This is a genomic window from Streptomyces sp. NPDC056061, assembly GCF_042266885.1.
In the GTDB taxonomy this organism is placed as follows: Bacteria; Actinomycetota; Actinomycetes; order Streptomycetales; family Streptomycetaceae; genus Streptomyces.
Genome location: NZ_JBHJWQ010000070.1, coordinates 1 through 6727 on the forward strand (window position 1 = coordinate 1; position 6727 = coordinate 6727).

Here is a 6727-nt window from a genome sequence, read left to right on the forward strand (position 1 = left end):
CTCCACGCGCGTACCGCGGGGCGGATCGGGTCCCTCACCCGGCTCATCCGCCAAGCAGCCATCACCGCCATCCACGACGGCACCGAACGCATCACCAAACGATCACTCGAAGCCATCCGCCTCGACCACCTCGCCGAAACCCACCACCGCCCCCGCCGAAGCCGATAGGCCCACCTGCCAGACAGGCAGAACAGCCCTGACCAGCACAAACACCAGCCGGGCCTTTACACGCTAGAACTACCTACAACAAACCCACCTGTCCTCAACACAGAACACATAACCCCAGACCACCAACGACCCGGCACACCAACAAACCCCCCTCCGAGCGTTACCGCGGCACCGCACTCGGACGCGTGCTCATGCCGCCAGTTCGTCGCGCTCGACCAGGACGCCGTTCTCGAACCGGGCGCCGACGCGGACCAGGGCCACGAGGTGGGCGCCGCTGATCGCGCGCCAGCGGGCCTGGGCGGACTCGACGAGCTTGAACACCATGGCGAGCGCGGTGGCCGGGCTGCCCGCGCCGCGGGTGACTTTGGTGCGGAGCTTGACCGTGGAGAAGGTTGACTCGATGGGGTTCGTGGTCCGCAGGGGGATCCAGTGCTCGGCCGGGAAGTCGTAGAACGCCAGCAGTTCCTCGCGGTCGTCGGTGATCTTCGCGACGGCCTTGGGGAACTTGGCGCCGTAGGTCTTCATGAACGCGTCGATCGCCTGCTCGGCGTTCGGCCTGGTTCCTGGCCCGGTGGGTGTGGGGCGGGCTGCGTTTGAGGTCGGTGTTGACCAACTCGTCGGGTTTCGGCTCGGGTGAGTACGACGGCAGGAAGTGCAGCTCGATCTCATCCTTGTGGTCGGCGAGCCGGGTCCGGACGGTCTTCGAGCGGTGGGCCGAGTGCCGGTCGACTATCAGGTGGACCTTGCGGTCGAAAGCCCGACGAGCCGGTCCGGGAAGCGGCACAGAGTCTTCGCGTCGGACGACTCGGTGAAGACCATGAAGCGCATCCGGCCCTTCGTGCTGATCGCGGACACCGCGTTCACGGAGAACCGGTTCCCGGTGCGGCGGACGACCGGCGTCGTGCCTTTGGCACCCCAGGTGCGTCCGGCGACCTGGTCCGAGCGGACCCCGACCTGGTCGGCGAAGAGGACTTCGTCCCTCTCCGCCTTCGCTCCGGCCCGGATCGCCGGCCAGGTCTCCTCGTGTCGGACGCGGACCGCTTCCGCGTCCTGCTCGACGGCCCGCTCGTCCGGTCGCTGGAACGTCAGTCCCCGGCGTTTGAGGTACTTGCCCACGCCGGGTTCGGTGAAGCGGATCCGGTACAGCTTGAAGATCAGCTCGCCTGTCAGGGCCCGTGTCCACAGCTGACCGGAAAGCCCCGGGCCGGAGGGGGTGTGATCGAGGACGGCCTGTCGGACGGCGGCCTGCTCGGCTTCGGACAGTGCCTGATGCTCGCCCACCCGGCGGCCGCGCGGACGGGACAGCAGCGCGTCCCGGCCACCGGTCTGCCACTTCGTCCACCGGTTGTCCACGGCCCTGACCGACACCTTGAACAGGGCCGCGGCCTCTACCCGGTCCCGGCCCTCCACCAGCGCGGACACCGCCAGCAACCGCACAGCCTCCTGCGCTTCCGGCGACCAGATCCGCGCATCCCCCACCAGATCACTCACACACCGTCAACGAGCATGAACCCAAAGCATTTCGTATCAATAATGTCACGGAGCCTCTTTCATCCTGTGCTGGTAGGTGAAACGGGCTGGTCAGAGTGGCGTGGTGACGAGACAGGGCCTCCCGTCGTTGGCGTGGCCACCCCACCGCCACAGCCGCAGCCTCCATCATGATCAACCCGGAGATCATCCCACCCCGCCAGCCAACGTGACAGAGCCCAAGTAGACGATCGAGCCCGGGGCGTGCGAGGCGTTCCCGGTGGGGCCGTCCCGCCTCGGTCACTCGGTGCCGCCCGATCGTTTCACGTCGTTGACCTGCGGAGACTCGACATCTTCCGGGCCGACACGATCGGGATCGGGATGGGGAGCCAGGTTTGCGCGGGAGTGAAAGCGCAACGGCCGAGCCGGTCACAGCTATTGACAGCGCTTTGCCGTGAAGTACTCAATATGCAACACAGGTCAACTTCTTCCAACATGACGCGCAGCGGATGGAGCCGCCGGCAGCCGCCGGGAGCGCTCCGCCCGGCACGTTTCACACCCCACGGCGACGGTTGAGGTCGACCGTCGCCGGAACGAGGAGCGCCCCCACTCGAAAGGATCGATCACGCATGCGTCGATTAGCTTGTGCACTATCCGCCGTACTGGCAACGGTCGGCACCGCGACAGCCCTGCCCGCTTCACCCGCGGCAGCGGGGTCGGTGGCAGGACCCTACGTGCTCGAAGTCGAGAACATGTCGCTGACCAACTTCGCGACGGAGACCGTGGACCACACCTGGAACGGCAGGTCGGTCGACAACGTCACCTACGCCCGAGGCGCGTCGGGGCAGACGAGCACCGCCAGGACGACTTTCAACGGCGCCGACGGGACGTACGACCTCATCACGCGCTACAACGGCAAGACCGCGAACGGAGTGACGTACAAGCTCTCCGTGAACTCCACCCAGGTGGATTCCTGGTCGACGTCCCTGCGCTACGGCCGTGACTACACCGACCCGGTGAACATCGACACCCGGACGTCGAGCAAGGTCACGCTCAAGGCCGGTGACGTCATCGAGCTGACGGCCACCTCTGCCGGCGAGGTGCCGCGCGTCGACAGGATCACGATTCAGGCCCACGTCGGTCCGCCGACCAGCACACTCACCATCAACTCGCCGAACACGACGCTGAACGACGGCTTCGACTGGGGCAAGAACCGGGCCCTTGGCATGACCTTCTACCCGGGCAACCCGATGATGGGGCACGAACCGGAGTGGTGGCGCCTCAAGGACTCCACCCACACCTCGGTGACCCCCGGCTACTGGGGTGCATATACCAACCGGGAGTCCTTCTACAACCGGGACATCTCCCACCAGTCCGACGGCGCGCACGCGCTCGGCCTGGATACCGAGACCTTCAACATGCTGAGGACCTTCGCCGACGACGCCGACGATCCGGGCCAGGACGGCTGGCCGCTGTGGGCACACAGTTCGTACGGCGCCATGTACTACATCGACGGCACCGGGTTCCGGGAGTTGCCGTCACCGTTCAACGTGATGGCCAAGGCGTACAAGCAGTACCAGTGGACGGGCAATTCGGACTGGATCAACGATCCGACCCTCTCCGCGTACTACGACTCGACGATGGGGCAGTTCCTGACCAACCACGAGGTGGTGTGGAACGACACGAACCCGTCCAGTGAGCAGTCGGTCTCGAAGAAGCAGCCCGGGGAGTACACGGCAACGTACTTCGAGTTCCCGAACGAGAACCTGGTCTCGGCGGCCGACTCGCTCGGGTACCAGTACCAGTCGATGCTGGCCTACTCGGAGATCCTGAAGACGAAGGGCGACACCGCCAACAGCTCGAAGTGGGCCGACCGGGCCCAGCGGGTGCGCGACGACTTCGAGTCGAAGTGGTGGGACGCGTCGAACAACCGGTACTTCCGCGGCAAGGACGCGGCCGGCACGGGCTACAGCAGCTGGGGCCATGAGGCCAGCTTCCTGATGATGCTGACCGGGCTGGGCGACCACGGCGCCAGGACCGACAGCTACCTGGACTTCATCGCCGCCAACGACGACAACCTGAACGTCGAGGCGACCTCCTACCTGCCGGAGATGTACTACCAGTACAACCGGTCCGCGGAGGGCTGGGCCTGGCTCAAGAAGCTCATGACCGGCCGCGACAGCTACCCGGAGATCTCGTTCCTCGCGGTCAGCAGCGTCATCGACGGCATGATGGGTGTTCAGCCGGACGCCCCGCACGACAAGGTGGCCACCGTCCCCCGGCTGACCTCCGAGACGCCGTGGGTGGAGATCGACCACCTCAAGGTCGGTGACAACGACCTCAAGCTCAAGCACACCGGTACGACGGCCTCCACCCTGACCAACAACTCCGGCAGCACCATTACCTGGGAGGCCCAGTTCTACGGAACCCCCTCCACGATCACCGTGAACGGTGTCGCGCAGACGCCGCGGACCAAGTCGCTCTACGGCAAGACGGTCTCCTACGTGACCGTCCCAGTGGCCGTCGGCGCGTCCGTGACCGCGAGCGCCGGCACCACGGTCGGCGACACCACGGCCCCCAGCGTGCCGACCGGCCTGACCGCGGGCAACGTGACCTCGAACAGCGTGGACCTGAAGTGGACGGCCTCGACCGACGACGTCGGTGTGACCGGCTACCAGATCTACCGGGGCACCACGCTGGTCGGCTCGTCCGCGGGCACGAGCTTCACCGCCACGGGACTGTCGGCCTCGACGCCGTACTCGTTCACCGTCAAGGCGGTGGACGCCGCCCAGAACGCCTCCGGCGCCAGCACCGCCGTCTCCGTCACCACCGCCGCGAGCGGGAACGGGCAGACGGTCGATCTGAGTGATCTCACCTGGAGCGACGCCCAAAGCGACTTCGGCACCCTGCGCAAGGACCGGAGCATCGACGGGAACCCGATCAGGCTGAACGGCACGGCGTACGCCAAGGGCATCGGCACGCACGCCAACAGCACCGTCACATACCCCCTGAATGGCGCCTACTCGCGGTTCCATTCGGACGTGGGCGTCGATGACGAGGTCAGCGCGAACTCGACCGTCAGGTTCGAAGTGTGGGGCGACGGCACCAAGCTGTACGAGACCCCGGAGGTGATGACGTCGGCGAGCCCGACCCGGTCCGTCGACGTCAGCATCAAGGGCGTGAAGTCCCTGGTCCTGAAAGTCACCGACGCGGGCGATGGCATCAACAGCGACCACGCCGACTGGGCGGGCGCCAAGCTGCTGCCATAACGCCCGACCCCTGTCGACCAGAAGAACCACAACCTGGCCTCGCCGTTTCACCTGGGTATGGCGGCTGGTGCGGCGAAAACGCGAAAGTGCCTTCCTGACCTGGGACGATGAACCTCGCTGAGGGGTTCTGTCGGTCCAGGCGGAGGGCACTTTCGAGGTGGTGCGACACGAAGTCGCTGGTGGCAAGTGGGTTCGTCCGTGGGAGGGGCGATGAAGTTGACGACGTAGCCCCAGGTCAGTGTTCAAGACCTGTCCCCGCCCTGACGTGCGCTGCTGGTAACGGCAGGGTGCGAAGCTCCGTTCCCTCACCCTTGGGCCCCATGAGGGCTCGTGCAGGGCGGGAGACATCGGCTCGCTGGGTCTGAAGACGAAGCGAGGGATGGCAAGGGCATCGAGCGGAGGTTCGTCGAAGTCGTCTCTGCTGGCCACGATGAGGCTGTCGGCGGTGCCTGCCATCGCGAGGAGTGCCTCGCGGGTTCGCGGGTCGTGCAGGAGTTCGACGTGGACGACCAGAACACCATCGTTACTTCGAGGTTGCTCGGCCGCCTCACCGGCGGAGATGACCGCGCAGGCGAGACCGGGGCACACCTCCTCCACAACGGAGCGGATCTGGGGAAGCAGGTGGCGGAAGTCGACGACCGTCAGTGCCCTACCTCTGTCAGCCGCCAGTCGCGCGCCCGCAGCGACGGCTATCTCCCTGCCGGGCGCGCCAAAGCCGTAGGAGAGAAGACCTCCTTCGGAAGCCACCAGCGAGTCCACGAGATGCGCCGCCTCGGGGTGTGTGGGCACACGCTATGCGGCTCAGCTGCCGCTCACGATCCGGCAGGTCTGGTACTCGCTGGTCTCCGATGGCGTGCTGGTCAAGGAGGAGCGCACCTACAAGCAGACGGTGGAGCTCCTTGGGATGGCCCGCCGCTCGGGCCGTATCCCATGGGAGGCGCTGCGCGACGATACCGAGATCCGTGTCGAACCCGTCGCTCACGACGGGCCCGACGACTTTCGGGCCGGGCTGCGCCATGCGGCACTGGACTACCAGCTGGACCGGCAGGCTGGCCAGCCGGTGCGGCTTGAGATTGTCTGCGAGACGGCCGGGATGGTTCCCCAGCTTGTCGCCGTCGCCGACCCGTACGGCGTGCCGGTGTATTCGGGCAGCGGATTCAACGGGCTGCCGGCGAAACGGGGAGCAGCGCTGCGAGCGGCCGCGGACGGACACCGCGCGGTGAGGGTCCTCGTCGTCTCCGACTGGGACCAGAGCGGGGTCCACCTGTTCTCCGCGCTGGCCGAGGACGTCACCGCGTCCGCCGCCGTGGACGCCCCGGGAACGGAGGTCGTCTTCGAGCGCCTGGCGGTGACCGAGCAGCAGATCGCCGACTACGGGCTGCCTACCGCCCCACCGAAGGCCAGTGATCACCGCTCGTTCAGCGGCACCTCCACCACCCAGGCCGAGGCCCTGCCGCCCGACGTCCTCGCCGCCGTGCTGAAAGCCGCGATCACCTCCCACCGGGACATGCGCGTCCTGGCGGCACTCCTTGAACGTGAGGAAGACGAACGCCGCGCCCTCGCCGCCTTCCTGGACGCGGCGGGCGGGGGAGCACCGTCACCGGGGAAGGCCGAACCCTGCTGTACGTCGAGGAGTTCTGCTGACCCGATGGCGGGCGGCCCGGGCACCCGCCCGGTCCTGCGGCAGGTCTCGTACACGCCCGTAGGGGCGGTCCGGTGTCCTTGGGTTCTAGGGTCTGTTTCTTGGATCATGTTCGGAGCCAGATCGCGAGGGCCGCGAGGGTGACGGTGCCGAGGTAGATGTAGGCGCGTTTCTCGTAGCG

2 protein-coding genes and 3 pseudogenes are annotated in these 6727 nt (G+C 66.9%); 3 read left to right on the top strand and 2 right to left on the bottom strand.

All coding sequences use genetic code 11. The features are described 5' to 3' along the window. Positions 1-168 (top strand): annotated as a pseudogene (locus ACFC79_RS37905) (ATP/GTP-binding protein); the annotation flags it as partial. A gap of 189 nt (positions 169-357) precedes the next feature. On the opposite strand, the pseudogene ACFC79_RS37910 reads toward ACFC79_RS37905, so the two are convergent. Together ACFC79_RS37910 and ACFC79_RS37915 are read right to left on the bottom strand one after the other, a co-directional pair. Beyond that, positions 358-717 (bottom strand): annotated as a pseudogene (locus ACFC79_RS37910) (transposase); the annotation flags it as partial. Further along, positions 674-1599, bottom strand: a pseudogene (locus ACFC79_RS37915) (IS630 family transposase); the annotation flags it as partial. The pseudogenes ACFC79_RS37910 and ACFC79_RS37915, both read right to left, overlap by 44 nt. A 770-nt stretch (positions 1600-2369) precedes the next feature. On the opposite strand from ACFC79_RS37915, the gene ACFC79_RS37920 reads away from it, so the two are divergent. Further along, positions 2370-4904 carry an NPCBM/NEW2 domain-containing protein gene (locus tag ACFC79_RS37920; protein ID WP_376249791.1) on the top strand — a complete coding sequence of 845 codons (2535 nt, stop codon included), beginning with the start codon at positions 2370-2372 and terminating at the stop codon, positions 4902-4904. A 781-nt stretch (positions 4905-5685) separates the two neighbouring features. Beyond that, the gene (locus ACFC79_RS37925) at positions 5686-6690 is read left to right on the top strand and encodes a hypothetical protein (RefSeq protein ID WP_376249792.1); all 1005 of its coding nucleotides are present in this window, start codon (positions 5686-5688) and stop codon (positions 6688-6690) included. Positions 6691-6727 lie beyond the last annotated feature (37 nt).